Raw genomic sequence first — 25,523 nt, 5'->3', positions numbered from 1 at the left:
CCTTCTGTTGTTAGCCTTCGTCTTTTTTGTCGTCAACCAGCGGGCTGGCGTCATGTTCGGCCTTGATCTCTGCTTCTGGCAGCGGTGCAGGCTCTGCATCCGGCGTCACGAAGGTTTCAGTAGAGATGGCCAGCGGCTGGCCCAGTTTAGTGACCGACAGGCTTTCGAGCTGTTCAGCCAGTTTCACTTTACCCGGCGCAAACAGGTTGATAACGGTTGAGCCCAGCTTAAAGCGGCCCATCTCCTGGCCTTTCAGCAGTGCCACGGAGCCCTCTTCTTCACCGGCAGGCCAGGTCCAGCGCTTGATGACGCCTTCACGTGGCGGCGTAATGGTGCCGGCCCAGACGGTTTCGATGCTGCCGACAATAGTCGCACCCACCAGAATCTGCGCCATCGGACCAAATTCAGTATCGAACAGGCAGATGACGCGCTCGTTACGGGCAAACAGGTTCGGGACGTTTTGCGCGGTCAGGTGGTTCACAGAGAACAGGTCGCCCGGGACGTAAATCATTTCACGCAGGATACCGTTACACGGCATGTGCACGCGGTGGTAGTCGCGCGGTGACAGGTAGGTGGTGGCAAACGTACCGTTACGGAACAGATCCGCCATCAGGTAGTTACCCGCCAGCAGTGCTTCCAGGCTGTAATTGTGGCCCTTCGCCTGCAGAATTTTGTCGTCTTCGATATCACCCAGCTGGCTAATCACGCCGTCTGCTGGCATCACCAGGACGTTAGGGTCGGTGTTTACCGGGCGTACATCGTCACGCAGCGGGCGCACGAAAAACTCGTTAAAGGTGCGGTAGCTGGCGGTATCCGGCTTCTGCGCCTCTTTCATATCAACCTTGTAATATTTCACGAAAAGGTCGATGACCAGTTTGGTCAGCCAGCCTGCGCGTTTGCTTGCGCCCCAGCCCGCCAGGCGAGTGAGCCACAGTTTTGGCAGAATGTATTGAAGCGAAAGTTTAAATGCGTTTAACAAGGTAGCCTCCAGGCCATTGTTTTGTCGTTCCTGATCCGGCGTTACGTCGCCGGAACCTGAAAAAAGGGGACGATTTTAGCGATGCTTAGCTTAGTTGTCAGTTATCAGAATCAGAAAAGTTTTTACGCGTTTTTACCTGATCCATGCTCTCAAGAATACGGTGGTAGTTCTCGAAGCGGGTCTGGGCGATTTCACCGTTCTCAACCGCTTCACGGATAGCGCAGCCCGGGTCGTTATCGTGTTTACAGTCGCGGTACTTGCAAGCACCTAAATAATCATGGAATTCGACAAATCCGTTGAAGATTTGTTCCGGTTCAAGGTGCCATAAGCCGAACTCACGTACGCCCGGGGAGTCGATGACATCGCCACCGTGCGGGAAGTGATAAAGGCGCGACGCGGTGGTGGTGTGCTGGCCCAGGCCCGAGACGTCTGACACATCGTTGGTGAGGATCTCTTGCTGGAGGCCAAGCAGGTTGTTCAGCAGGCTCGATTTGCCCACGCCGGACTGGCCCGCAAAGATGCTGATGCGATCGGTAAGCGCCTCTTCCAGCGGTTTCAGGCCATCTTTGGTATAGCTGGAGACCATCAGGACGCGGTAGCCAATCTTGCGATAGATATCCATCTGTTCGTTGACGAACGCCATGCCTTCGTCGTCCAGCAGATCGATCTTGTTCAGCACGATGATCGGTTCAACCTGCAGCGTTTCACTGGCAACGAGGTAACGGTCGATTATATTGAGCGAAAGTTCAGGCAAAATCGCCGATACGATAACGATCTGGTTAATGTTGGCGGCAATTGGTTTCACCCCGTCGTAGAAATCGGGACGGGTTAATACGGACGTGCGCTCGTGGACCGCTTCAACAATACCTTTTACCGTCACGCCTTCCGCGGCCTCTTTACCCGGCCGCCAGACCACGCGATCGCCGGTCACCAGAGAACGAATGGTCCGGCGGATGTTGCAGCGGTGGATCTCACCATCGGCGGATTCCACGTCGGCGTGCATACCGAAACGGCTGATGACTACGCCTTCCGTCGGGTCGCCAAACAGGTTGTCGTCGTAATCGACCTTCTCCGAAGTGGTTTTAAGACGGCGCTGGTGATTGGCATTCACACGACGCTGCTGCCCTTTGGAGAGTTTATTTTTACTCAATCGCACTGGCTCCTGGTCGCCCGTAAGGGGCAAAACCTCTATGATACACTCTAATTAATACTAGTTAACCTGCTACTGCCGGTTATGCGAGAAGGGTGGAAAATAACATGAGCGCGGATGAAAACAACCTGATTTGGATCGACCTTGAAATGACCGGGCTGGATCCCGAGCGCGATCGCATCATTGAGATAGCAACCCTGGTGACCGACGCCAACCTCAATATCCTGGCGGAAGGGCCAACCATTGCGGTGCATCAGTCAGACGATCAGCTTGCGTTGATGGATGAGTGGAACGTGCGTACCCATACCGGCAGTGGTCTGGTAGAACGCGTGAAGGCGAGCCCCCTGGGTGACCGCGAGGCGGAGCTGGCGACGCTGGCGTTTCTGAAACAGTGGGTACCGGCAGGTAAATCGCCTATCTGCGGTAATAGTATCGGCCAGGATCGCCGTTTCCTGTTTAAGTACATGCCGGAGCTGGAGTCGTACTTCCACTACCGTTATCTGGATGTCAGCACCCTGAAAGAGCTGGCGCGTCGCTGGAAACCTGAAATCCTCGATGGCTTTAAAAAGCAGGGGACGCACCAGGCGATGGACGATATCCGCGAGTCCGTGGCGGAGCTTGCTTACTATCGCGAAAACTTTATTAAGCTGTGATTTTGAGAACCGGCGCCTTGCGTGGCCGGCTTTTTGTCGTTAAATTGTTCAGCTTGCCGATTAAATAAGCATTTGAACTGAATTTCAAAAAAATCGCTTTCAGGGGGGTTGCAGCTAAAAGGATTTCTCGTATAATGCGCCTCCCGTAACGACAGAGAATTACGCGTTACGACAGCAACAAAAGCAGTACAGATTTGCGGGAATAGCTCAGTTGGTAGAGCACGACCTTGCCAAGGTCGGGGTCGCGAGTTCGAGTCTCGTTTCCCGCTCCAAAATTTGAAAGTGCTTCCACAGCACGGACCACCCAAGCGGGAATAGCTCAGTTGGTAGAGCACGACCTTGCCAAGGTCGGGGTCGCGAGTTCGAGTCTCGTTTCCCGCTCCAAATTCTTCTTCGTCTCCAAAATATCCACAGCGAATAACCTCGTTGAGGACGTTTTCTATTGCATCTGAAATACTCTTGTAAACAGAGTTATCCACAGAAACTGCGCTTTAGCGGAACCGGTCTAAAAGTTAGCAGGGTGAATAGTATCTTTTTAATGCATTGTATTTTAAGGATAAATTTTCATTTCAAAATGTTATCGAGATCACTTGATCTCTTCTCAAGCCCAGATGGCGCTTGAGTTTTTATTTTTATTCACAGGCTGTGAATATATCACGCATCCCGCGTAAGCCCTTTTTCGATCACCCTCACCAGCCGCTGTTTCTGAGGAAGCTGCACCTCCACCACGCAGGCATTACGCTTCTCAATTTGCTGCGCAATCGCCCACTCTATGTGTTCATCAAGAAGTGGGTGCTCACCTCTACGGCTTTCCAGCGCCCGGATATTCGCTTCATCCCACGGGGCATTGCCCAGCGCCACGGCAACATTTCGCAGCCAGCGCAGATGGCCGATACGGCGGATGGCCGACCCTTCCGTCACTTTCAGGAACCAGGCTTCGGTCCAGGCAAACAGTTCAATGAGCTGCGGGGCATGGAGCGCCTTACGCGGGCTGAAATCCTCTTCATCCGTGAGCTGCGAATAGCGGTTCCACGGGCAAATGAGCTGGCAGTCGTCACAGCCGTAGATCCGGTTCCCGATAAGCGGTCGAAATTCTTCCGGGATCGCCCCTTCCAGTTCGATGGTGAGGTAGGAGATACAGCGGCGTGCATCAACGGTGTAGGGCTCGACGATGGCACCTGTCGGGCAGATGGTCATACAGGCCACGCAGCGCCCACAGCCTTCCTCGACCGGACCGTCTACCGGCAGCGGTAAATCAATCAGCAGTTCTCCCAGGAAGAAGAACGAACCGGCGTCGCGGCTAAGGATAAGTGAGTGCTTACCTGTCCAGCCAAGCCCGGCTTTTTCAGCGATCGGGCGCTCAAGAATGGGCGCAGAATCGACAAAGGGTCTAAAATTCAGCGAAACACAGTGCTGCTGAATAGTCTCCCCGAGTTTTTTTAAGCGGTTACGCAAGAGCTTGTGGTAATCACGCCCCAGGGCGTACCGGCTGACGTAACCCAGTGAGGGATTTTTGAGCGTGCGCGCAAACGCCGCGTTGGCGGGCAGGTAGTTCATGCGCACGCTGATGACCCGTAACGTGCCCGGCAAAAGCTCGTGTGGACGGGCGCGCATCATGCCATGACGCGCCATCCATTCCATTTCGCCGTGGTATTGTTTATCCAGCCAGGCCTGCAGTTTCGGCTCGCTGGCGGAGAGGTCGGTATCGGTAATACCTACCTTCTGGAAGCCGAGTTCAGCGCCCCACTGTTTAATTTTTTGCGCTAACTGATTGAGATCGAGGGGCTGTGACATGACGGACCATACGGTGAAGAAAAACCCCGCAAGTATACCACATTCCATCTGGCATGCGGACGCGCTCCGGCATGCCGAAAAAGAGGCGGCTGACAGTCTCGGTATCACCCTTTATGAACTGATGCAGCGGGCAGGCGAGGCGGCGTTTAACGTTGCCCGTAGCGCGTACCCGCAGGCTGTACACTGGCTGATAATGTGCGGACACGGCAATAACGGCGGTGACGGTTACGTCGTTGCCCGTCTTGCAGTGGCTGCGGGGATCCGCGTGACGTTGCTGGCACTCGAAAGTGATAAACCGTTGCCGGAAGAGGCCAGCGCGGCGCGGGAGGCATGGCTGAACGCAGGCGGCGTGATTCATGCGCCGGATATCGTCTGGCCAGAGGATGTTGATCTGATTGTTGATGGTCTGCTGGGCACCGGCCTGCGCAGCGCGCCTCGCGAAAACATTGCTGCGCTCATTACACACGCCAACCGGCACGCCGCGCCGGTGGTCGCGCTGGATATTCCGTCGGGTCTGCTCGCACAAACGGGAGCGACGCCGGGGGCGGTGATTCAGGCTGCGCACACGGTGACCTTCATTGCCCTGAAACCGGGTTTGCTAACCGGCAAAGCACGGGATGTGGTCGGCGTGTTGCACCACCATGCGCTGGGGCTTGAGAGTTGGCTGGCAGGACAGGAAATGCGCATCGCGCGTTTTGATGCGTCTCACCTTGCTGCGTGGCTACCGCCCCGACGCCCGACGTCCCATAAAGGCGATCACGGCAAGCTGGTGATAGTGGGGGGCGATCACGGTACGGCGGGCGCTATCCGCATGGCCGGTGAAGCGGCATTACGAAGCGGTGCAGGTTTAGTGCGAGTGCTCACTCGCGTTGAGAATATTGCGCCGATAATCACCGCCCGACCGGAGCTGATGGTCCATGAGCTTACGCTCCAGACCCTTGAAGAAAGCCTGGAATGGGCGGATGTGGTCGTCATTGGACCCGGTCTTGGACAGCAGGCGTGGGGTAAACAGGCCCTGCAAAAGGTCGAGAATTTTCGTAAACCGATGCTGTGGGATGCCGACGCGCTGAACCTTCTGGCAATCAATCCGGATAAGCGTCACAATCGCATTCTGACGCCACACCCCGGCGAAGCCGCGCGCCTGCTTAACTGCAGCGTGGCAGAAATTGAAAGCGATCGCTTACTTTCTGCTCAGCGTCTGGTAAAACGTTACGGAGGTGTTGCCGTTTTGAAAGGGGCAGGAACCGTTGTCGCCAGTGATGCGGCTCAGAGCATTATCGATGCCGGAAACGCGGGTATGGCGAGCGGCGGCATGGGCGATGTGCTTTCCGGTATCATTGGCGCATTGCTTGGACAGAAACTTCCCCTTTATGATGCAGCCTGCGCGGGCTGCGTGGCCCACGGTGCCGCGGCAGATAAACTGGCTGCGCGTTACGGTACACGCGGTATGCTGGCCACCGATCTCTTTCGCACGCTGCGGCGTGTGGTTAACCCGGATGTGATTGACGTAGAAAATGACTAATCGAGCGATTCCTTTACCTGATGAACAAGCCACTTTAGATTTCGGCAAGCGCGTGGCGCAGGCCTGTCAGGGGGCAACCGTCATTTATCTGTATGGTGATTTAGGGGCGGGTAAAACCACCTTCAGCCGGGGTTTCTTGCAGGCGTTAGGGCATAACGGGAATGTGAAAAGCCCAACCTACACGCTGGTAGAGCCGTACACCCTTGAAAATCTCATGGTGTACCACTTCGATTTATACCGCCTTGCGGATCCTGAGGAGCTGGAATTTATGGGGATCCGTGATTATTTTGCCAATGATGCCATCTGCCTGGTGGAGTGGCCGCAACAAGGTGCGGGTGTCCTGCCTGACCCGGATGTCGAAATTCACTTAGATTACCAGGCACAAGGGCGTGAGGCTCGCATCAGTGCGGTTTCCTCATCAGGCAGTTCCTTACTGGCGCGTCTGGCCGGTTAAGCGTAGGGATGACGGGATGATAAATCGCGTTAAAAATTGGTTGCTGGCTGCCACGGTACTGCTGTGCGCGCAGGCCGGGGCGGCAAACCTCTCCGATATTCAGGTCTCGAACGGCGAAAGCCAGGCCCGGATCACATTCAGCTTTATGGGCGATCCTGAATATGCATTTTCACAGCCAGACAGCCACAGCGTGGCGCTGGATATCAAGCAGACCGGCGTGATCCAGGGATTACCGCTGCAGTTCAGCGGTAACAATCTGGTGAAAAGTATTCGCTCGGGCACGCCAAAAGATAGTCAGTCATTGCGTCTGGTGGTCGATTTGACCGAAAAGGGCAAAACGAAGGCGGTGAAGCAGCAAAACGGTGCGAACTATACGGTGGTGTTTACCATCAATGCAGACGTGCCGCCGCCTCCACCGCCGCCGGTTGTCGCGAAACGCGTGGAAGCGCCGGTGTATACCCCGCGTCCTTCAGAACCGGCGCGTAATCCCTTCAAAACAGACAGCGACCGCATAACCAGCGTCACCAGCAGCAATACTGTTACGCGTCCTGCGGCCAGCGCACGCCGCGTGGTCAGCGGTGACAAAGTGATTATTGCCATTGATGCGGGGCACGGCGGTCAGGATCCTGGCGCGATTGGGCCGGGCGGTACGCAGGAGAAAAACGTCACCATCGCGGTTGCCCGCAAGCTCAGGGCGCTGTTAAACGACGACCCGATGTTTAAAGGCGTGCTCACCCGTGACGGCGACTATTTTATCTCCGTGATGGGCCGCTCAGACGTGGCGCGCAAGCAGAATGCCAATTTCCTGGTCTCCATTCACGCCGATGCCGCACCAAACCGTAACGCGACGGGCGCATCGGTATGGGTACTGTCGAACCGCCGGGCAAACAGTGAAATGGCCAACTGGCTTGAAGAGCACGAGAAACAGTCTGAACTGTTAGGCGGTGCCGGGGATGTGCTGGCTAACAGCCAGTCTGACCCGTATCTCAGCCAGGCGGTACTGGATTTACAGTTCGGTCATTCCCAGCGCGTCGGGTATGATGTTGCCACTAACGTACTGAACCAGCTGCAGGGCATCGGGGCATTGCACAAGCGCCGTCCGGAGCATGCGAGCCTCGGGGTTCTGCGTTCGCCGGATATTCCTTCGATCCTCGTGGAAACCGGCTTTATCAGCAATAACAGTGAAGAACGTTTACTGGGCAGCGACAGCTATCAGCAACAGCTTGCCGAAGCGATTTATAACGGTCTGCGTAAATACTTCGAGGCTCATCCGCTGCAGTCCGCGCCGCAGGGCGGAGCTGCCCAGACGGCAAGTGCCGCGCTGCCGGGTGAGATGACCGCGACAAACTAAGGAGCATTCATGCCGATTCAGGTTCTACCGCCGCAGCTTGCGAACCAAATCGCCGCCGGTGAGGTGGTGGAGCGCCCTGCGTCGGTGGTGAAGGAACTGGTGGAAAACAGCCTCGATGCGGGCGCGACCCGCATTGATATTGATATCGAACGCGGTGGCGCAAAGCTGATTCGCATTCGTGACAACGGCTGCGGCATTAAAAAAGACGAGCTGGCGCTGGCGCTGGCCCGTCACGCCACCAGTAAAATAGCCTCTCTGGATGACCTGGAAGCGATTATCAGCCTCGGGTTTCGCGGCGAAGCGCTGGCCAGTATCAGCTCGGTTTCGCGTTTAACGCTCACTTCCCGCACCGCGGACCAGCAGGAGGCCTGGCAGGCATACGCCGAAGGGCGCGATATGGACGTGACGGTCAAACCCGCGGCGCACCCTGTCGGTACGACGCTTGAAGTATTAGATCTGTTCTACAACACGCCTGCCCGCCGCAAGTTTATGCGTACCGAAAAAACCGAGTTCGGGCATATCGACGAGATCATTCGGCGTATCGCGCTGGCCCGTTTCGATGTCACTATCAACCTCAGCCATAACGGTAAGGTGATGCGCCAGTATCGCGCGGTGGCAGAGGGGGGGCAGAAAGAGCGCCGTCTGGGGGCAATCTGCGGTACACCATTTCTGGAACAAGCGCTGGCTATTGAGTGGCAGCATGGCGATCTGGCGCTGCGCGGTTGGGTGGCTGACCCGAACGCCAGCAGCGCGGCGTTTGCGGAGATCCAGTATTGCTACGTGAACGGCCGCATGATGCGCGACCGTCTCATCAATCACGCCATTCGTCAGGCCTGCGAAGACAAGCTCGGGGCCGATCAGCAGCCCGCTTTCGTGCTTTATCTGGAGATTGACCCGCATCAGGTGGATGTGAACGTGCATCCTGCCAAGCATGAAGTGCGGTTCCACCAGTCGCGACTGGTGCATGATTTTATCTATCAGGGCGTGCTCAGCGTGCTCCAGCAGCAGGTAGAACCGACATTGCCGCTGGAACAGGCAGAACCTGCGCCGCGCCCGTTCCCGGAAAACCGTGTTGCTGCGGGCCGTAACCATTTTGCGGAGCCTGCCGTTGCACGGGAGCCGGAAGCCCCGCGTTTCTCCTCAGCAGGAACTGCACCGCGCCCGACGGGGGCCAACTACCCGCATGCCCAGCCTGGCTATCAAAAGCAGCAGGGGGCGTTGTATCGCAAACTGCTGGAAACGCCGGCTGTAGAGCGTAAAGAATCCCTTCCGGCTCCTCAGCCTTCTCTGGACGGCCATAGCCAGAGTTTTGGCCGGGTGCTGACGATCATCGCGCCGGATATGGCACTGCTTGAACGTGACGGCAAATTGATGCTTCTTGCATTGCCGGTCGCTGAACGCTGGCTCAAACAGGTCCAGCTGACGCCGGGCGAAAATGCGGCCTGTGCGCAGCCGTTATTGATCCCGGTTCGCCTGAAAATATCCCCCGAAGAAACAAGGGTATTGCAGCGTGCAGAGCCGCAACTGGCGCAGATGGGGATTGAAATCGTGCTCGAACCACAACATGTGACAATTCGTGCAGTGCCTTTACCCTTACGCCAACAAAATTTACAAAACTTGATTCCTGAACTGATAGGCTACCTGGCGCAGCAAACATCGTTTGATGCCGCTAACACCGCGCAGTGGATCGCCCGCCATCTGGCCAGCGAACACGCGCCGTGGAGCATGGCACAGGCCATTAGCGTGCTGGCGGAGGTTGAACGCCTCTGTCCGCATCTGGTGAAAACGCCGCCGGGTGGGTTATTACAACCTGTTGATTTACAAACGGCGATGAACGCCCTGAAACATGATTGATGTCAGTAAGGCGAGCCTGCCTAAGGCAATTTTTTTAATGGGCCCAACGGCCTCCGGCAAAACGGCGCTCGCCATCGAGTTGCGTAAAGTTTTGCCTGTAGAGTTGATTAGCGTCGACTCCGCCCTCATCTATCGGGGGATGGATATCGGCACGGCGAAGCCTGACGCAGAAGAGCTGCGTGCGGCACCGCACCGTTTGCTGGATATTCTCGATCCGGCTCAGGCCTACTCCGCAGCGGATTTTCGCCGGGATGCCTTAGCCGAGATGGCCGAGATAACCGCGGCGGGACGTATACCGCTGTTGGTTGGCGGAACCATGCTCTATTTCAAGGCGTTGCTGGAGGGGCTCTCTCCTCTGCCATCAGCGGACCCGGAAATACGAGCAAAGATTGAGCAGCAGGCGGCAGAGCAGGGGTGGGACGTTTTGCATCAGCAACTGGCGGAGATTGACCCGGTAGCGGCAGCGCGAATCCATCCAAATGATCCGCAAAGGCTTTCCCGGGCACTGGAAGTTTTTTTCATTTCGGGTAAAACTTTAACGGAACTGACGCAAACGTCAGGAGACGCTCTGCCGTATCAGGTGCATCAGTTCGCCATCGCCCCGGCGAGCCGTGAACTGCTCCATCAACGAATTGAGCAGCGTTTTCATCAGATGTTAGCTTCAGATTTTGAAGCAGAAGTGCGGGCGCTATTTGCCCGTGGAGATTTGCATACGGACATGCCTTCCATTCGTTGTGTGGGATACCGCCAGATGTGGTCGTATCTTGAAGGTGAGATTTCATACGATGAAATGGTTTATCGAGGTGTTTGCGCCACGAGACAGTTAGCGAAGCGCCAGATCACCTGGTTGCGCGGTTGGGAGGGGGTTCACTGGCTAGACAGTGAAAAACCACAACAGGCGTTAAACGAAGTGATTGAGGTTGTTGGTGATATCGCTCACTGAATGTGTACAATTGAGTCGTATCGTGCGCAATTTTTCAGAATCGCAAGGTTCTAAGTACAAAACAAGCATATAAGGAAAAGATAGAATGGCTAAGGGGCAATCTTTACAAGATCCGTTCCTGAACGCATTGCGTCGGGAACGTGTTCCAGTTTCTATTTATTTGGTGAATGGTATTAAGCTGCAAGGTCAGATTGAGTCTTTCGATCAGTTCGTGATCCTGTTGAAAAACACGGTCAGCCAGATGGTCTACAAGCACGCTATCTCTACTGTTGTTCCGTCTCGTCCGGTCTCTCATCACAGCAATAACGCGGGCGGCGGCACGGGCAGTAACTACCATCATGGCAGTAACGCGCAGGGCTCTTCAGCGCCAGCGCAGGACAGCGAAGACACCGAATAAGGTTTCGCGCTGTTATCCACACGGGGAGCCAGCGATCCTGCGTTCCCCGCTGATCTTTTTTGAGGATTTTACGCTTGTTTGACCGTTATGATGCCGGTGAGCAGGCGGTGCTGGTACACATCTATTTTACGCAAGACAAAGATATGGAAGACCTCCAGGAGTTTGAATCTCTGGTCTCTTCCGCCGGTGTCGAAGCATTGCAGGTGATTACCGGTAGCCGTAAAGCGCCGCACCCAAAGTATTTTGTTGGTGAAGGTAAAGCAGTAGAAATTGCGGATGCCGTAAAAGCAACCGGCGCGTCAGTCGTGCTGTTTGACCATGCGTTGTCTCCGGCTCAGGAACGTAACCTGGAACGTCTTTGCGAATGCCGTGTTATCGATCGCACAGGGTTGATTTTAGATATTTTTGCTCAGCGTGCACGTACCCACGAAGGTAAGCTGCAGGTTGAGCTGGCGCAGTTGCGCCATCTGGCGACGCGGCTTGTGCGTGGCTGGACCCACCTTGAAAGACAGAAAGGCGGGATTGGTTTGCGCGGTCCGGGTGAGACCCAGCTCGAAACCGACCGTCGTTTACTGCGTGGCCGTATTACCCAGATCCTCTCACGTCTGGAACGCGTTGAGAAACAGCGTGAGCAAGGGCGCCGCGCGCGCTCAAAAGCCGACATCCCGACGGTGTCGCTGGTGGGGTATACCAACGCCGGTAAGTCCACCCTGTTTAACCAGATTACCGAGGCCCAGGTGTATGCCGCAGACCAGCTGTTTGCGACCCTGGACCCCACATTGCGTCGTATCGACGTAGCCGACGTCGGCGAGACGGTGCTGGCGGATACCGTTGGGTTTATCCGTCATCTGCCGCATGACCTGGTGGCGGCGTTTAAAGCCACCCTGCAGGAGACGCGACAGGCGACTCTGCTGGTGCATGTGATTGACGCGGCAGACGTCCGCGTGCAGGAGAACATCGACGCGGTAAACGTGGTGCTCGAAGAGATCGACGCCCACGAGATCCCAACCCTGTTGGTGATGAACAAGATCGATATGCTGGAGGATTTCGAGCCGCGTATCGACCGAGATGAAGAGAACAAACCGATTCGGGTCTGGCTTTCTGCCCAGTCCGGTATTGGTGTGCCACTGCTTTTCCAGGCTTTGACAGAACGTCTTTCCGGTGAGGTAGCCCAGCACACGCTGCGATTGCCGCCACAGGAAGGCAGGCTGCGCAGCCGGTTTTATCAGCTTCAGGCGATAGAAAAAGAGTGGATGGAGGATGACGGCAGCGTGGGGATGCAGGTGCGTATGCCGATCGTTGACTGGCGTCGCCTCTGTAAACAAGAACCTGCGCTGGCGGACTATATCGTCTGATCAGAAAGGGGATGCCTGAATAATTCGCCCTTGCATAACAAATATGGAGCATATACATGGCGTGGAATCAGCCCGGTAATAACGGACAGGACCGCGACCCGTGGGGAAGCAGCAATAATCAAGGCGGCAACTCTGGGGGAAATGGCAACAAAGGTGGTCGCGAGCAGGGGCCGCCAGATCTGGATGATATCTTCCGCAAGCTAAGCAAGAAGCTTGGTGGTCTTGGCGGAGGTAAAGGTTCTGGCTCAGGTGGGAATTCCACCCAGGGGCCGCGCCCGCAAATGGGTGGCCGCGTAGTGGGTATTGTTGCCGCTGCCGTGGTAATCATCTGGGCTGCTACCGGGTTCTACACCATTAAAGAAGCGGAACGCGGCGTGGTTACGCGTTTTGGTAAGTTCAGCCATCTGGTTGAGCCGGGTCTGAACTGGAAGCCGACCTTCATTGACGACGTGACCGCGGTTAACGTGGAATCGGTCCGTGAACTGGCGGCGTCTGGTGTGATGCTGACGTCTGATGAGAACGTGGTGCGCGTTGAGATGAACGTCCAGTACCGCGTCACCGATCCTGAACGTTATCTGTTTAGCGTGACCAGCGCCGATGACAGTCTGCGCCAGGCGACCGATAGCGCCCTGCGCGGGGTGATCGGTAAATACACCATGGACCGTATTCTGACTGAAGGTCGTACCGTTATTCGTAGCGATACCCAGCGTGAGCTGGAAGAGACCATTCGTCCGTACAACATGGGTATTACTCTGCTGGACGTCAACTTCCAGGCCGCTCGCCCGCCGGAAGAGGTGAAGGCCGCGTTTGATGACGCCATCGCCGCCCGTGAAAACGAACAGCAGTACATCCGTGAAGCGGAAGCGTACACCAACGAAGTTCAGCCGCGTGCTAACGGTCAGGCGCAGCGTATTCTTGAAGAAGCGCGTGCGTACAAGACCCAGACCATCCTGGAAGCCCAGGGTGAAGTGGCGCGCTTCGCGAAAATCCTGCCGGAATATAAGGCGGCTCCGGAAATTACCCGTGAGCGTCTCTATATCGAGACCATGGAAAAAGTGCTTAGCCACACGCGTAAAGTGCTGGTTAATGACAACAAAGGCGGAAACCTGATGGTGCTGCCACTGGATCAGATGCTTAAGGGCGGTTCAGCGCCGGCAGCGAAGGCTGACACCAGCGGTGCCAACAACCTGCTGCGTCTGCCACCGGCGTCATCCGGTAGCACAAGCGCAACAACCACGTCTTCTTCGAACGATGGTGACATTATGGACCAACGCCGTGCTAACGCGCAGCGTAACGACTACCAGCGTCAGGGGGAATAAGGATGCGTAAGTCAGTTATTGCGATCATCATCATCGTACTGGTCGTGCTTTATACCTCTATCTTCGTCGTGAAAGAGGGTGAACGTGGGATTAAGTTCCAGTTCAGCAGCGTCGTGCGTGACAGTGATAAACGTCCGGTGATCTATGAGCCGGGCCTGCACTTCAAGGTGCCGTTCATTCAGTCGGTGAAAACGCTCGATGCGCGTATTCAGACCATGGATAACCAGGCCGACCGTTTCGTCACGAAAGAGAAGAAAGACCTGATCGTTGATTCCTATATCAAATGGCGCATCAGTGATTTCAGCCGTTACTTCCTGGCGACAGGCGGCGGCGACGTTTCTCAGGCGGAAGTGCTGTTGAAACGTAAGTTCTCTGACCGTCTGCGTTCTGAGATTGGTCGTCTGGATGTGAAGGATATCGTGACCGACTCCCGCGGTCGTCTGACCCTGGAAGTGCGTGATGCGCTGAACTCCGGTACAGCGGGCACGGAAGACGAAGTGGAAACGCCAGCGGCGGACGATGCGATCGCTAAAGCGGCAGAACGTGTTCAGGCTGAAACCAACGGCAAAGTGCCGGTGATCAACCCGAACAGTATGGCCGCGCTGGGTATCGAAGTGGTCGACGTGCGTATCAAGCAGATCAACCTGCCTGTGGAAGTGTCCGAGGCGATTTACAACCGTATGCGCGCTGAGCGTGAAGCGGTCGCCCGTCGTCACCGTTCACAGGGTCAGGAAGAGGCTGAGAAACTGCGTGCGGCAGCGGACTATGAAGTGACCAAGACGCTGGCGGAGTCTGAGCGTCAGGGCCGTATTCTGCGCGGTGAAGGTGATGCGGAAGCCGCGAAGCTGTTCGCCGATGCGTTCAGCCAGGATCCAGACTTCTACGCCTTTATCCGTAGCCTGCGTGCTTACGAGAATAGCTTCCAGAGCAACCAGGATGTGATGGTGCTCAGCCCGGACAGCGATTTCTTCCGTTATATGAAGACGCCGACTAACGCAACGCGATAAACTCAGGCTCGTTTGAGTATTCAAACCACCGCTTCCCATGGAGCGGTGGTTTTCTTTTATAAGGAATAAAAATGAATTCAACCATTTGGCTCGCGCTGGCGTTGGTGTTAGTGCTGGAAGGCCTTGGCCCGATGCTTTATCCGCGCGCGTGGCGTCGCATGATCGCGACGATGAGCCAACTTCCCGATAATATTTTGCGTCGTTTTGGCGGCGGTCTTGTGGTTGCTGGCATCGTGATCTACTACATGTTGAGGAAAACGATTGGCTGATCAAAAAGTGGTCGGATTTGGGATATTCTGAGGTCAAAAAGTGCTGTATATCTGAAAAAGCGATGGTAGAATCCATTTTTAAGCAAACGGTGATTTTGAAAAAAATGGGTAACAACGTCGTCGTACTGGGCACCCAATGGGGTGACGAAGGTAAAGGGAAGATTGTTGATCTTCTGACTGAACGGGCTAAATATGTTGTACGCTACCAGGGCGGTCACAACGCAGGCCATACTCTCGTAATCAACGGTGAAAAAACCGTCCTCCATCTTATTCCATCAGGCATTCTTCGCGAAAACGTCACCAGCATCATCGGTAACGGCGTTGTGCTGTCTCCAGCTGCGCTGATGAAAGAGATGAAAGGTCTGGAAGACCGTGGTATCCCTGTTCGCGAGCGCCTGCTGCTCTCCGAAGCCTGCCCGCTGATCCTGGATTATCACGTGGCGCTGGACGTTGCGCGTGAAAAAGCGCGCGGCGCGAAAGCGATCGGTACCACCGGTCGTGGTATCGGCCCGGCGTATGAAGATAAAGTGGCACGTCGCGGTCTGCGCGTAGGCGACCTCTTCGACAAAGCAACCTTCGCTGAAAAACTGAAAGAAGTGATGGAATATCACAACTTCCAGCTGGTGAACTTCTACAAAGCTGACGCTGTTGACTACCAGAAAGTGCTGGATGACGTCATGGCGATTGCAGACATTCTGACCGGTATGGTTGTTGATGTGTCCGATCTGCTGGACCAGGCGCGCAAGCGTGGCGATTTCGTCATGTTTGAAGGTGCGCAGGGTACGCTGCTGGACATCGACCACGGTACCTATCCGTACGTTACCTCCTCTAACACCACCGCAGGTGGCGTGGCGACCGGCTCTGGCCTGGGTCCACGTTATGTCGATTACGTACTGGGCATCATCAAAGCGTACTCCACTCGCGTGGGTGCGGGTCCATTCCCGACCGAACTGTTTGATGAAACTGGCGAGTTCCTGTGCAAGCAGGGTAACGAGTTTGGCGCGACCACCGGTCGTCGTCGTCGTACCGGCTGGCTGGATGCGGTTGCGGTGCGTCGTGCCGTGCAGATCAACTCCCTGTCTGGCTTCTGCCTGACCAAACTGGACGTCCTGGACGGCCTGAAAGAAGTGAAAATCTGCGTAGGCTACCGTATGCCAGATGGCCGCGAAGTGACCACCACTCCGCTGGCTGCTGACGACTGGGAAGGCATCGAGCCAATCTACGAAACCATGCCGGGCTGGTCTGAGACCACCTTCGGTGTGAAAGAGCGTAGCGGCCTGCCTCAGGCGGCGCTGAATTACATCAAGCGCATTGAAGAACTGACCGAAGTGCCGATTGACATTATCTCTACCGGCCCGGATCGTACTGAAACGATGATCCTGCGCGACCCGTTCGACGCATAATCTTCGTGACTGCTGGCCTGCGGGGAGACCCGTAGGCCGGATAAGCGTCGCGCCATCCGGCGACCGCTCCTGGATCTCCGCTTTTTCGCCCCGTCATTCAAATAAATTAGCCCCTAACTATCTGGCTGGTTTATCATCATTAATGAATATCTGTGCGGTTTGTCCGCGATTTCCCTTTTTCCTGAGGTTGATGTGCAGTTAACAAGTTTCACCGATTACGGCTTACGTGCGCTGATTTACATGGCGTCGTTACCCGATGGGAAAATGACCAGCATCTCTGAAGTCACAGAGGTCTACGGCGTATCCCGTAATCATATGGTCAAAATAATCAATCAACTTAGTCGTGCCGGATACGTTGCTGCCGTCCGCGGGAAGAATGGTGGGATCCGTCTCGGTAAACCGGCACAGAGCATTCGTGTTGGCGATGTGGTACGTGAACTGGAACCGCTCTCTCTGGTGAACTGCAGCAGTGAGTTCTGCCACATTACGCCCGCTTGCCGCCTTAAACAGGCGCTTTCTCAGGCCGTGCAACGTTTTCTCAAGGAACTGGATAACTACACGCTGGCCGATTTGGTTGAAGAGAATCAACCGCTTTATAAATTATTGCTGGTGGAATGAAGAAAATTTCCACCGGAGCTGACAACGGAGGAACCGACATGTCACACGATCCTTTCCAGGAACGCGAAGCCGAAAAATACGCGAATCCTATCCCCAGCCGCGAGTTCATCATTGAACACTTAACAAAACGCGAAAAACCCGCCAACCGTGAAGAACTTGCCGTTGAATTAAACATTGAAGGTGAAGAGCAAACTGAAGCGCTTCGCCGTCGCCTGCGCGCCATGGAGCGCGACGGGCAACTGGTCTTTACCCGCCGCCAGTGCTACGCGCTGCCGGAACGCCTCGATCTGCTGAAAGGGACCGTCATTGGTCACCGCGATGGCTTCGGCTTCCTGCGCGTTGAGGGGCGTAAAGACGATCTGTACCTCTCATCTGAACAGATGAAAATGTGCATCCACGGCGATCAGATCCTGGCGCAGCCGCTGGGCGCCGACCGTAAAGGTCGCCGCGAAGCGCGCGTCGTACGCGTTCTGGTGCCAAAAACCAGCCAGATTGTTGGCCGCTATTTTACCGACGCGGGCGTGGGCTTCGTGGTGCCGGACGACAGCCGTTTGAGCTTCGACATTCTGATCCCACCTGAAGAGGTGATGGGCGCGCGCATGGGCTTCGTGGTGGTCGTTGAACTCACCCAGCGCCCAACCCGTCGTACCAAAGCGGTGGGTAAAATCGTCGAAGTGCTCGGTGACAACATGGGGACTACCATGGCCGTTGATATGGCGCTGCGTACCCATGAAATCCCATATGTCTGGCCGAAAGCGGTTGAAGAGCAGATCGAGAGCCTGCGTGAAGAAGTCCCGGAAGAGTCCAAAGTGGGCCGCGTGGATCTCCGCTCCCTGCCGCTGGTCACGATCGACGGTGAAGACGCTCGCGACTTCGATGACGCCGTCTACTGTGAGAAAAAGCGCGGCGGCGGCTGGCGTCTGTGGGTGGCAATTGCCGACGTAAGCTACTATGTTCGTCCGCATACCCCGCTGGATAACGAAGCGCGCAGCCGTGGTACCTCGGTCTACTTCCCGTCTCAGGTTGTGCCGATGCTGCCGGAAGTACTGTCTAACGGCCTGTGCTCCCTGAACCCGCAGGTTGATCGCCTCTGTATGGTGTGTGAGATGACCATCTCCAACAAAGGGCGCTTAACCGGCTACAAGTTCTACGAAGCGGTAATGAGCTCGCATGCGCGCCTGACCTATACCAAGGTCTGGCATATGCTGCAGGGCGACCAGGATCTGCGCGAACAGTATGCGCCACTGGTCAAACACATCGAAGAGTTGCATAACCTCTACAAAACGCTGGATCAGGCGCGCGAGGAGCGCGGCGGGATCTCCTTTGAGAGCGAAGAGGCGAAGTTTATCTTCAATGCCGAACGTCGTATTGAGCGTATTGAACAGACCCAGCGTAACGACGCGCACAAGCTGATCGAAGAGTGTATGATCCTGGCGAACATCTCGGCGGCACGTTTCGTCGAAAAAGCCAAAGAGCCGGCGCTGTTCCGTATTCACGATAAGCCGTCGACGGAAGCCATCACCGCGTTCCGCTCCGTGCTGGCCGAACTGGGTCTGGAGCTGCCGGGTGGTAACAAACCTGAGCCGCGTGATTACGCTGAGCTGCTCGAGTCTATTGGCGACCGTCCGGATGCAGAAATGCTGCAGACGATGCTGTTGCGCTCAATGAAGCAGGCGATTTACGATCCGGAAAACCGCGGTCACTTCGGCCTGGCGCTGCAGTCTTACGCCCACTTTACGTCGCCGATCCGTCGTTATCCTGACCTCTCTCTGCACCGTGCGATCAAGTATCTGCTGGCGCAGGAGCAAGGCCATAAAGGAATCACCACTGAAACCGGTGGCTACCACTATTCGATGGAGGAGATGCTGCAGCTGGGTCAGCACTGCTCCATGACCGAGCGTCGGGCTGACGAAGCCACGCGTGACGTGGCAGACTGGCTGAAGTGTGACTTTATGCTGGACCAGGTGGGTAACATCTTCAAAGGCGTGATTGCCAGCGTGACCGGCTTTGGCTTCTTCGTTCGTCTGGATGAGCTGTTTATCGACGGTCTGGTGCACGTCTCCAGCCTGGATAACGACTATTACCGCTTTGACCAGGTCGGCCAGCGTCTGATCGGCGAATCTGGCGGCCAGACCTATCGTCTGGGCGACCGTGTGGAAGTGAAGGTCGAGGCCGTGAATATGGACGACCGTAAGATCGACTTCAGCCTGATCTCCAGCGAACGCGCGCCGCGTAACGTCGGCAAAACCGAGCGTGAAAGGGCGAAAAAAGGCGGCAACGGTAAAGCGAGCGGCAAGCGCCGTCAGGCCGGGAAGAAGGTGAACTTCGAGCCGGACAGCGCGTTCCGCGGCGAGAAAAAGCAGAAGCCGAAGGCGGCGAAGAAAGAAGCTCGCTCAGCGAAAAAGCCTTCCGCGAAGACGCAGAAAATAGCGGCTGCCACTAAAGCGAAGCGCGCAGCGAAGAAAAAGCAGGCGGAGTAAAATTCCCCTCACCCTGACCCTCTCCCCGAAGGGGAGAGGGAAAAGAACAGTCATAATGAGAACCATCAATGAGTGAAATGATTTACGGCATCCACGCGGTGCAGGCCCTTCTCGAGCGCGCGCCGGAGCGTTTTCAGGAAGTCTTTATTCTGAAAGGGCGTGAGGACAAACGTCTGATGCCGCTGATCCATGCCCTGGAAGCACAGGGTGTGGTGATCCAGCTGGCAAACCGCCAGTTCCTGGATGAGAAAAGCGAAGGCGCGGTTCACCAAGGGATCATCGCCCGCGTGAAGCCGGGTCGTCAGTATCAGGAAAACGATCTGCCGGATCTGATCGCTGAGCTGGAGAATCCGTTCTTCCTGATCCTCGATGGCGTAACCGATCCGCACAACCTCGGCGCGTGTCTGCGCAGCGCGGATGCGGCGGGTGTGCACGCGGTGATCGTGCCGAAAGACCGTTCTGCACAGCTGAACGCGACGGCGAAGAAAGTGGCCTGCGGTGCGGCGGAAAACGTTCCGCTTATCCGCGTGACCAACCTGGCACGCACCATGCGTATGCTGCAGGAAGAGAACATCTGGATCGTCGGTACCGCCGGTGAAGCGGATCATACCCTGTACCAGAGCAAAATGACTGGCCGTCTGGCGCTGGTGATGGGGGCGGAAGGCGAAGGTATGCGTCGTCTGACCCGTGAGCATTGTGACGAGCTGATCAGCATCCCGATGGCGGGCAGCGTGTCCTCCCTGAACGTTTCTGTTGCAACGGGCATCTGTCTGTTTGAAGCGGTGCGTCAGCGTAGCTGATTTTCGCCCGGTGGCGCTTCGCTTACCGGGCCTACGGTTTTGTAGGCCGGGTAAGGCGAAGCCGCCACCCGGCAAAACAACCTCACTCCTCTAACGACCGCAAATGGTCATCCTTCCTCAGCGTCATCAGCGCGACAATACTCACTACCGCCGTCGCCATCACGTAATACGCCGGAATATTCAGGTTGCCCGTTTCTTTAATCAGGCCGGTGATAATCAGCCCCGCACAGCCCGAGAAAATTGCATTCGACAGGGAGTAAGCCAGCCCAAGCCCGGTATAGCGCACGCGCGTCGGGAACATCTCAGAGAGCATTGCCGGCCCCGGCCCTGCCAGCATGCCTACCAGACCGCCTGCAATCAGGACCACGACGGTCTTCACCGCCAGGGTGCTGGACTCCGCCTGCAGAATTTTCAGCAGCGGCAGGGCGAGGATCAGCAGCAAAACAGTGGCGATAATCATCACCGTGCGGCGGCCAATTCTGTCGCTCAGGATCCCTGACGGAATAATCGTCAGCGCAAAACCGATATTCGAAATTACCGCGATCAGCAGCGCCTGGTGAAACCCGGTATGCAGGGCTGACTGCAGATAGGTCGGCATAATCACCAGATAGGTGTACCCCGCTGCGGACCACACCATTACCCGGCCAATTCCCAACATGATGGCTTTCAGCGTGGCGACGGTATCCGCCTGAGGGGCAACCGGTTTTTCCTGCTGCTGCACAAAGCCTGGCGTCTCTTCCATACTGACACGCAGCCACAGCGCCACGATACCCATAGGCAACGCCAGGAAGAATGGAATGCGCCAGCCCCAGTCATGCAGGGCTTCCGGCGTGAGGAGGGCGGAGAGCAGCGCCACAATGCCTGCGCCCGCTAACAAGCCCAGCGCCACGGTGAAGGACTGCCACGCGCCGTACAGGCCGCGTTTACCGCGCGGGGCGAACTCGGTCATCAGTGAGACCGCACCGCCGTACTCGCCGCCCGCGAACAACCCCTGCAGGATGCGCAGGAGCGTGATAATGAGCGGCGCGGCAATGCCAATGCTGGCATAGACCGGGACCATACCGATGGCGGCGGTGGCGAGGGTCATCAACACCAGCACAATAATCAGCGTCGGCTTTCGGCCAATCCGGTCGCCGATGCGACCAAACACCACCGCCCCCAGCGGACGGAAGAAGAAAGCGATGGCAAACGAGGCGTAGGTGAGGATCAGGCTGGTCAACCCCGCTTCGCCTTCAAGCTGGAAGAAATTCTTCGCAATGACGGTTGCGAGAAAACCATAGACCGCAAACTCATACCACTCGATAAAATTACCAATGGAGCCTGCAATTAATGCTCGCTTGTGCGCATCCGGTTGCATAACTTTCCTCACTGAAAGGGGGGGGGAATAAATTATTCAACAAAGAAGAGGTGGTGAAATAGTTTATTCTTATGTTCTGTGAGCTATTTCACGAATGATATCAGCGGGATCGCTACTGTGTGACCGCACTCCCATGCAGCGTTATCGGGGTCTGTCCATACTTACCTTCATTGCCACTGAAGGAGGGAAACAGCATGCACTGGCAGACCCATACCGTTTTTAATCAACCTTCACCACTCTCTAACAGCAACCTTTTCCTTTCTGATTGTGCCCTGCGTGACGCGGTGACCCGCGAAGGTGCTGAGTGGGATATTGAGCTTCTCGCCAGCATCGGCCAGCAGTTAGGTACTGCGGAATCGCTGGAGCTGGGCAGGCTGGCGAACGTGAATCCGCCGGAGTTATTGCGCTATGACTCCACCGGGGAGCGGCTGGATGACGTCCGCTTTCACCCGGCGTGGCACTTGCTGATGCAGGGACTGTGTGCCAACCGCGTACATAACCTCGCATGGGAAGAGGAAGCGCGTAAAGGCTCCTTTGTCGCCAGGGCCGCGCGGTTTGTGCTGCATGCGCAGGTGGAAGCCGGAACGCTGTGCCCCGTCACCATGACGTTTGCCGCCACACCGCTGCTGCAACAGGCACTACCTGAACCTTTCCGGCACTGGCTGACGCCATTACTGAGCGATCGCTACGATCCCCATCTCGCTCCGGCGGGGCAAAAACGCGGGCTGCTGATCGGCATGGGGATGACGGAAAAACAGGGCGGCTCAGACGTGCTCAGCAACACCACCAAAGCGGAGAAATGTAGCGACGGCAGCTACCGGCTGGTGGGGCATAAATGGTTTTTCTCCGTCCCGCAAAGCGATGCCCATCTGGTGCTGGCGCAGGCAAAAGGCGGGCTATCCTGCTTTTTTGTTCCGCGCTTTTTGCCTGACGGACAGCGCAATGCCGTGCGGCTGGAGCGCCTTAAGGACAAGCTCGGCAACCGCTCGAATGCCAGCAGCGAGGCAGAGTTTCTCGACGCCTCCGGCTGGCTACTGGGGGAAGAGGGCGAAGGGGTTCGGCAGATACTGAAAATGGGCGGGCTGACGCGCTTTGACTGCGCGCTGGGGAGCCACGGACTGATGCGTCGGGCGCTCTCGGTGGCGCTGTATCACGCCCATCAGCGGCAGACGTTCGGCAAAAACCTCATCGATCAGCCGTTAATGCGCGAGGTCTTAAGCCGAATGGCGCTGATGCTGGAGGGGCAAACGGCGCTGCTGTTCCGTCTGGCCCGGGCGTGGGATAAACGAGCCGATCCGCAGGAGGCTGCCTGGGCGCGGCTGTTTACCCCGGCGGCGAAATTTAGCGTGTGTAAAGCGGGCATTCCGTTTGTGGCGGAAGCGATGGAGGTGCTGGGGGGCATCGGATATTGCGAGGAGAGTGAACTTCCCCGTCTGTACCGCGAGATGCCCGTGAACAGCATCTGGGAAGGGTCAGGCAATATCATGTGTCTGGACGTGCTGCGGGTGCTGGCGAAGCAGCCGGGAATTCACGACCTGCTTGCCGATGAGTTTGCGCAGGTAAAAGGGCAGGACAGACACTTCGACCGCAGCTGGCGACAGCTTCAGCAAAAACTGCGTAAGCCGCAGGAGGCACAGGGCAGGGAGATTGCTCAACAGCTCTTTTTACTGGGCGCCGGTAGCCAAATGCTGCGGCACGCGTCGCCCCCGATGGCGCAGGCGTGGTGCCGCATGATGCTGGATACTCGCGGCGGTACGCTGATGAGCGAGCAGGTACAAAGTGACCTGCTGCTGCGCGCCACGGGCAGGGTTGGCTAGTTTTTAAGCTGGAACAGACTCACCAGTTCGGTCAGATGTGAGCCCTTCTCGCGCAGCGTTTGTGCGGTTTGTTCGCTGCGTGAGATGCGATCGGCATTGATATGCGACGCTTCGCCAATATGGGTCATGGCGAGATTCACCTGGCCTATGCCTGCGGATTGCTCGCGTGAGGCATGGTTAATCTCGGTGACCAGCTGGCTGATGTTATCGATATGAACGATGATGGCATCCATCGCCAGGCGCGTCTGTTCAGACAGCGCATGACCCTCGCTCACTTTCCTGAGGGTATCGCCAATCAGCTGTTCAATCTCCTTCACTGCATTCGCACTGCGCCCCGCCAGGGCACGAACTTCCTGCGCGACGACCGCAAACCCTTTACCGTGCTCGCCAGCGCGGGCCGCTTCCACTGCCGCATTCAGCGCCAGAATATTGGTCTGAAAAGCGATGGACTCGATCACGCGGGTGATGTCTTCAATGCGTTTTGACGCTTCGCGAATGTCATCCATGGTCGACACGGCGTGGGCGACGGTTTCCCCCCCCTGATGGACCGCGAGCGAGGTTTCACCCACCAGCTGCTGCGTTTGCTCCATGTTGGCGGCATTTTGCTGTACGGTCGCGGCCAGTTGCTCCATGCTGGCGGAGGTCTCTTCCACGCTGCTCGCCTGCTTGTTGATCTGCTCTGAAATCTCCCCGGTATCGGAGGCCAGCGCGTTGGTGCCCAAATGGATCTCACCTGCAGCTTCGCGAACCTGCAGCACAATTTTTTGCAGGCCGCCGCCGATGCCGTTGATGGCATCGATCAACTGCCCGACCTCGTCCTGTCGCGTCACGGGCAGGCTGGAGCGGAGATCGCCCGCGGCATATTGCCGGGCAAGATGGATCACGTTGCGCAGCGGCCGGGTCAGCATCCGGCGAATAAGCACCACGAACAGGGCTGCAAAGAGAATGGATAAGACCACGCCAGCCAGCAGGAAACGGTCGCGCATGGCGTTGACGCTTGCGAGCAGCACCGATTTATCCACTTCACCCACGATAGTCCAGTTCCAGCCTGGCAGCGGGGTGTACGCCATTTTCAGCGTGCGTCCATCGTCGCTTGTGCGTTCCAGCGTGCCAGGTTTGTCACCCAGCAGCTGTTGCTGTGTCGCGACGTCCCACCTGGGCAATTGCCCCTCTTCCGTGGTGTGGAACAGATATTGCCCGCGGGTTTTGCCGTTGCTGCGATCCAGCACAAAGAAATGACCGCTTTCGCCCAGGCGGCGGTTCAGGATTTTCTCGCGCATGACGCCCCAGGAGTGAGAGATGTCCACCCCGACAAAGACAATCGCAATGACCTGCCCTTCGGCATTTTTAACCGGCTGGTACTGAGTGATGTAGCGCTTGCCAAATAACAGGGCCAGGCCGCGGTAGACTTCACCTTTGTTAACGGCGGCAAAGGCCGGACTGGAGGCATCCAGAACGGTACCCATCGCCCGATCGCCATTCTCTTTGCGCAGGGACGTGGCGACGCGGACAAAGTCATTACCGCTGCGTACAAACAGCGTGGAAATGGCGCCTGTACGGTTCAGGAAATCGTCCGACAGGGTGTTGTTTTCATGCAGTCCGGTTTCTCCCCCTTTCAGCAGTGGAACGCTGAGCCCATTAATCGTCTGGAGTTGAGAAGCATCAATGCTCAGAGGCTGCGGTAAAAAGGTGGTAAACAGCCGGGTATAGCTCTCCACTTCTTCACTCAGGCTGGTGTTAAACATCTGCACCATGTCGATCATACCGGTGGACTGATTATGCAGATCCTCTACCGCAAGGGCTTCAAGCTGCTGGCTGGCTTTTTGGCTGAGCAGAAAAGTGAACAGCAGAAATAGCGTGGCGACACTGACGCCTGTAAGTAGCGATAGCTTCGCCCCCAGGCCTGCACGGCGAAAAACAGTGATCATAAATTGCTCATTATTGAAAAGGTATGGTTCTTCAACGGCAGAGCAGAGATTACGTTTACTAAATTAGTGTAAC

21 protein-coding genes and 2 tRNA genes are annotated in these 25,523 nt (G+C 56.5%); 18 read left to right on the top strand and 5 right to left on the bottom strand.

Annotation, left to right across the window (positions count from 1 at the left end; all coding sequences use genetic code 11):
* Positions 1-10: 10 nt before the first annotated feature.
* Together asd and rsgA are read right to left on the bottom strand one after the other, a co-directional pair.
* A complete protein-coding gene (asd, locus tag EKN83_RS07310; RefSeq protein ID WP_045286605.1) occupies positions 11-979 on the bottom strand; it encodes an archaetidylserine decarboxylase in 969 nt (322 codons plus the stop codon).
* 97 nt (positions 980-1,076) lie between these two features.
* Complete coding sequence (gene rsgA / locus EKN83_RS07305) at positions 1,077-2,129, bottom strand: small ribosomal subunit biogenesis GTPase RsgA (protein WP_185857657.1); 1,053 nt, start codon at positions 2,127-2,129, stop codon at positions 1,077-1,079.
* 107 nt (positions 2,130-2,236) lie between these two features.
* On the opposite strand from rsgA, the gene orn reads away from it, so the two are divergent.
* From orn to EKN83_RS07290, 3 genes are all read left to right on the top strand, one after another.
* Positions 2,237-2,782, top strand: coding sequence for an oligoribonuclease (orn, locus tag EKN83_RS07300; protein ID WP_126800596.1), 546 nt, complete (start codon positions 2,237-2,239; stop codon positions 2,780-2,782).
* Between the two features lie 196 nt (positions 2,783-2,978).
* Positions 2,979-3,054 (top strand) — tRNA-Gly (locus EKN83_RS07295).
* A gap of 36 nt (positions 3,055-3,090) precedes the next feature.
* Positions 3,091-3,166, top strand: a tRNA-Gly gene (locus tag EKN83_RS07290).
* Between the two features lie 270 nt (positions 3,167-3,436).
* Here the strand turns inward: EKN83_RS07290 and queG are convergent.
* Positions 3,437-4,576 carry a tRNA epoxyqueuosine(34) reductase QueG gene (queG, locus tag EKN83_RS07285; RefSeq protein WP_126800595.1) on the bottom strand — a complete coding sequence of 380 codons (1,140 nt, stop codon included), beginning with the start codon at positions 4,574-4,576 and terminating at the stop codon, positions 3,437-3,439.
* Between queG and nnr the strand changes: the two genes are divergently transcribed.
* From nnr to rlmB, 14 genes are all read left to right on the top strand, one after another.
* Entirely contained in the window at positions 4,575-6,098 is a 1,524-nt protein-coding gene (gene nnr, locus EKN83_RS07280; RefSeq protein ID WP_126800594.1) for a bifunctional ADP-dependent NAD(P)H-hydrate dehydratase/NAD(P)H-hydrate epimerase, read from the top strand. The two genes, queG and nnr, sit on opposite strands and share 2 nt — an antisense overlap.
* Complete coding sequence (tsaE, locus tag EKN83_RS07275; RefSeq protein ID WP_095450399.1) at positions 6,091-6,552, top strand: tRNA (adenosine(37)-N6)-threonylcarbamoyltransferase complex ATPase subunit type 1 TsaE; 462 nt, start codon at positions 6,091-6,093, stop codon at positions 6,550-6,552. The genes nnr and tsaE overlap by 8 nt, the downstream gene beginning before the upstream one ends.
* A 16-nt stretch (positions 6,553-6,568) precedes the next feature.
* Positions 6,569-7,903 carry an N-acetylmuramoyl-L-alanine amidase AmiB gene (gene amiB, locus EKN83_RS07270; protein WP_059386959.1) on the top strand — a complete coding sequence of 445 codons (1,335 nt, stop codon included), beginning with the start codon at positions 6,569-6,571 and terminating at the stop codon, positions 7,901-7,903.
* Positions 7,904-7,912: 9 nt separating this feature from the next.
* A complete protein-coding gene (gene mutL, locus EKN83_RS07265) occupies positions 7,913-9,757 on the top strand; it encodes a DNA mismatch repair endonuclease MutL (protein WP_126800593.1) in 1,845 nt (614 codons plus the stop codon).
* Positions 9,750-10,700 (top strand): tRNA (adenosine(37)-N6)-dimethylallyltransferase MiaA, encoded by a 951-nt coding sequence (miaA, locus tag EKN83_RS07260; protein ID WP_025758256.1) that lies wholly within the window; start codon positions 9,750-9,752, stop codon positions 10,698-10,700. The genes mutL and miaA overlap by 8 nt, the downstream gene beginning before the upstream one ends.
* Before the next feature lie 85 nt (positions 10,701-10,785).
* Positions 10,786-11,097 (top strand): RNA chaperone Hfq, encoded by a 312-nt coding sequence (gene hfq / locus EKN83_RS07255; RefSeq protein ID WP_045284414.1) that lies wholly within the window; start codon positions 10,786-10,788, stop codon positions 11,095-11,097.
* A 74-nt stretch (positions 11,098-11,171) separates the two neighbouring features.
* The gene (gene hflX, locus EKN83_RS07250) at positions 11,172-12,452 is read left to right on the top strand and encodes a ribosome rescue GTPase HflX (RefSeq protein WP_045284415.1); all 1,281 of its coding nucleotides are present in this window, start codon (positions 11,172-11,174) and stop codon (positions 12,450-12,452) included.
* Between the two features lie 56 nt (positions 12,453-12,508).
* The gene (hflK, locus tag EKN83_RS07245) at positions 12,509-13,771 is read left to right on the top strand and encodes an FtsH protease activity modulator HflK (RefSeq protein WP_025758261.1); all 1,263 of its coding nucleotides are present in this window, start codon (positions 12,509-12,511) and stop codon (positions 13,769-13,771) included.
* Positions 13,772-13,773: 2 nt separating this feature from the next.
* Positions 13,774-14,778, top strand: a complete 1,005-nt coding sequence (gene hflC, locus EKN83_RS07240; RefSeq protein WP_025758262.1) for a protease modulator HflC — start codon at positions 13,774-13,776, stop codon at positions 14,776-14,778.
* 71 nt (positions 14,779-14,849) lie between these two features.
* Positions 14,850-15,047 (top strand): DUF2065 domain-containing protein, encoded by a 198-nt coding sequence (locus EKN83_RS07235; protein WP_003855996.1) that lies wholly within the window; start codon positions 14,850-14,852, stop codon positions 15,045-15,047.
* A 104-nt stretch (positions 15,048-15,151) separates the two neighbouring features.
* Complete coding sequence (locus tag EKN83_RS07230; RefSeq protein WP_045284473.1) at positions 15,152-16,450, top strand: adenylosuccinate synthase; 1,299 nt, start codon at positions 15,152-15,154, stop codon at positions 16,448-16,450.
* A gap of 192 nt (positions 16,451-16,642) precedes the next feature.
* Entirely contained in the window at positions 16,643-17,068 is a 426-nt protein-coding gene (gene nsrR, locus EKN83_RS07225; RefSeq protein ID WP_025758264.1) for a nitric oxide-sensing transcriptional repressor NsrR, read from the top strand.
* Positions 17,069-17,106: 38 nt separating this feature from the next.
* Complete coding sequence (gene rnr, locus EKN83_RS07220) at positions 17,107-19,548, top strand: ribonuclease R (RefSeq protein ID WP_126800592.1); 2,442 nt, start codon at positions 17,107-17,109, stop codon at positions 19,546-19,548.
* A gap of 68 nt (positions 19,549-19,616) precedes the next feature.
* Complete coding sequence (gene rlmB, locus EKN83_RS07215; RefSeq protein WP_025758266.1) at positions 19,617-20,348, top strand: 23S rRNA (guanosine(2251)-2'-O)-methyltransferase RlmB; 732 nt, start codon at positions 19,617-19,619, stop codon at positions 20,346-20,348.
* An 82-nt stretch (positions 20,349-20,430) separates the two neighbouring features.
* Here the strand turns inward: rlmB and EKN83_RS07210 are convergent, their stop codons facing one another.
* Positions 20,431-21,705: an MFS transporter gene (locus EKN83_RS07210; RefSeq protein WP_126800591.1), complete on the bottom strand. Its 1,275-nt coding sequence runs from the start codon at positions 21,703-21,705 to the stop codon at positions 20,431-20,433.
* 194 nt (positions 21,706-21,899) lie between these two features.
* Here EKN83_RS07210 and EKN83_RS07205 point away from each other — a divergent pair, with 194 nt between their 5' ends.
* Positions 21,900-23,522 carry an isovaleryl-CoA dehydrogenase gene (locus tag EKN83_RS07205; protein WP_126800590.1) on the top strand — a complete coding sequence of 541 codons (1,623 nt, stop codon included), beginning with the start codon at positions 21,900-21,902 and terminating at the stop codon, positions 23,520-23,522.
* Here the strand turns inward: EKN83_RS07205 and EKN83_RS07200 are convergent.
* The gene (locus EKN83_RS07200; RefSeq protein WP_126800589.1) at positions 23,519-25,450 is read right to left on the bottom strand and encodes a methyl-accepting chemotaxis protein; all 1,932 of its coding nucleotides are present in this window, start codon (positions 25,448-25,450) and stop codon (positions 23,519-23,521) included. The genes EKN83_RS07205 and EKN83_RS07200 overlap by 4 nt on opposite strands.
* Positions 25,451-25,523: the final 73 nt, after the last annotated feature.

This window comes from Enterobacter sp. WCHEn090032 (assembly GCF_003986875.1).
Lineage (GTDB): Bacteria > Pseudomonadota > Gammaproteobacteria > Enterobacterales > Enterobacteriaceae > Enterobacter > Enterobacter sichuanensis.
This window is presented reverse-complemented; position numbering and strand designations above follow the sequence as displayed.

Excerpts from the sequence above, each read along its gene's own strand:
- orn (WP_126800596.1), top strand. The coding sequence starts at position 2,237 with ATGAGCGCGGATGAAAACAACCTGATTTGGATCGACCTTGAAATGACC.
- nnr (WP_126800594.1), top strand. The coding sequence starts at position 4,575 with ATGACGGACCATACGGTGAAGAAAAACCCCGCAAGTATACCACATTCC.
- queG (WP_126800595.1), bottom strand. The coding sequence starts at position 4,576 with ATGTCACAGCCCCTCGATCTCAATCAGTTAGCGCAAAAAATTAAACAG.
- tsaE (WP_095450399.1), top strand. The coding sequence starts at position 6,091 with ATGACTAATCGAGCGATTCCTTTACCTGATGAACAAGCCACTTTAGAT.
- amiB (WP_059386959.1), top strand. The coding sequence starts at position 6,569 with ATGATAAATCGCGTTAAAAATTGGTTGCTGGCTGCCACGGTACTGCTG.
- mutL (WP_126800593.1), top strand. The coding sequence starts at position 7,913 with ATGCCGATTCAGGTTCTACCGCCGCAGCTTGCGAACCAAATCGCCGCC.
- miaA (WP_025758256.1), top strand. The coding sequence starts at position 9,750 with ATGATTGATGTCAGTAAGGCGAGCCTGCCTAAGGCAATTTTTTTAATG.
- hfq (WP_045284414.1), top strand. The coding sequence starts at position 10,786 with ATGGCTAAGGGGCAATCTTTACAAGATCCGTTCCTGAACGCATTGCGT.
- hflK (WP_025758261.1), top strand. The coding sequence starts at position 12,509 with ATGGCGTGGAATCAGCCCGGTAATAACGGACAGGACCGCGACCCGTGG.
- hflC (WP_025758262.1), top strand. The coding sequence starts at position 13,774 with ATGCGTAAGTCAGTTATTGCGATCATCATCATCGTACTGGTCGTGCTT.
- EKN83_RS07235 (WP_003855996.1), top strand. The coding sequence starts at position 14,850 with ATGAATTCAACCATTTGGCTCGCGCTGGCGTTGGTGTTAGTGCTGGAA.
- EKN83_RS07230 (WP_045284473.1), top strand. The coding sequence starts at position 15,152 with ATGGGTAACAACGTCGTCGTACTGGGCACCCAATGGGGTGACGAAGGT.
- rnr (WP_126800592.1), top strand. The coding sequence starts at position 17,107 with ATGTCACACGATCCTTTCCAGGAACGCGAAGCCGAAAAATACGCGAAT.
- rlmB (WP_025758266.1), top strand. The coding sequence starts at position 19,617 with ATGAGTGAAATGATTTACGGCATCCACGCGGTGCAGGCCCTTCTCGAG.
- EKN83_RS07210 (WP_126800591.1), bottom strand. The coding sequence starts at position 21,705 with ATGCAACCGGATGCGCACAAGCGAGCATTAATTGCAGGCTCCATTGGT.
- EKN83_RS07205 (WP_126800590.1), top strand. The coding sequence starts at position 21,900 with ATGCACTGGCAGACCCATACCGTTTTTAATCAACCTTCACCACTCTCT.
- EKN83_RS07200 (WP_126800589.1), bottom strand. The coding sequence starts at position 25,450 with ATGATCACTGTTTTTCGCCGTGCAGGCCTGGGGGCGAAGCTATCGCTA.